Annotated in this window: 1 protein-coding gene; it reads right to left on the bottom strand. The window is 36.8% G+C overall.

The features are described from left to right. Positions 1-1,355: molecular chaperone DnaK (gene dnaK / locus Q0075_RS03320; RefSeq protein WP_297868273.1), on the bottom strand; the 1,355-nt coding region annotated here is incomplete at its 3' end. Positions 1,356-1,362 lie beyond the last annotated feature (7 nt).

The raw sequence follows: 1,362 nt of genomic DNA, 5'->3' as shown, positions 1-1,362 counted from the left end.
TGGAAACGACCAATTGTTTTGTTATCATTTGCCATTGGTCTTTCTCCTTGTAAAACGTGGATTTCTACCGATGGTTGGTTATCTGCTGCAGTTGAGAAAACTTGTGATTTTCTTGTTGGGATAGTCGTATTAGCTTCAATTAAATTTGTCTTTACACCTCCGTAAGTTTCGATACCTAATGAAAGTGGCGTAACATCTAATAACAATACATCTTTAACATCTCCAGTTAAAACTCCACCTTGAATAGCAGCACCAATAGCTACAACTTCATCTGGATTAACTCCTTTTGATGGTTTTTTACCAAAGAATTTCTCTACTTGCTCTTGGATAACTGGGATACGAGTTGAACCTCCTACTAAGATTACCTCATCGATATCAGAAACGGATAAACCAGCATCTTTTAACGCTTTAGCAACTGGCTCCATAGAACGTTTTACTAAAGTTTCTGCTAATTGTTCAAATTTAGCTCTTGTTAATGTTTGTACTAAGTGTTTTGGTCCAGAAGCCGTAGCGGTTACGTATGGTAAGTTGATTTCTGTTTGAGCAGAAGCTGATAATTCAATTTTAGCTTTCTCAGCTGCTTCTTTTAAACGTTGTAATGCCATTGGATCTTTACGTAAATCAACACCTTCAGCAGCATTGAAATCGTTAGCTAACCAATCGATAATTACTTGGTCAAAATCATCTCCACCTAAGTGTGTATCTCCGTTTGTAGATAATACTTCAAAAACGCCATCTCCTAATTCTAAGATAGAAATATCAAAAGTACCTCCACCTAAATCGTAAACAGCAATTTTTTGGTCTTTACCTTGTTTGTCTAATCCATAAGCTAAAGCTGCTGCTGTTGGCTCATTTATAATACGCATTACTTTTAAACCAGCAATTTCACCCGCTTCTTTTGTAGCTTGACGTTGCGCATCGTTAAAGTAAGCTGGAACAGTAATAACTGCTTCAGATACTGAATGACCTAAATAATCTTCAGCTGTTTTTTTCATTTTTTGAAGTGTCATTGCAGACAATTCTTGTGGTGTATATAAACGACCATCGATATCAACACGAGGTGTATCGTTGTCTCCTTTTACCACTTTGTAAGCTACTGTTGAAGCTTCTTTTGCACTTTCAGTATACTTGTTACCCATAAAACGTTTTACCGAAGCAATCGTTTTTGTAGGGTTAGTTACTGCTTGTCTTTTTGCCGGATCTCCAACTTTAATTTCTCCACCTTCTACAAAAGCAATAACAGATGGCGTTGTTCTTTTACCTTCTGCGTTCGCAATTACAACAGGTTCTCCACCTTCCATAACAGCCACACATGAGTTGGTTGTTCCTAAGTCGATTCCAATAATTTTACTCATTTTTATA

The sequence above is a fragment of the uncultured Flavobacterium sp. genome (assembly GCF_937967675.1).
GTDB lineage: Bacteria > Bacteroidota > Bacteroidia > Flavobacteriales > Flavobacteriaceae > Flavobacterium.
Note: the sequence above shows the minus strand (reverse complement) of the source record. Positions and strands in the feature narration are given on the sequence as shown.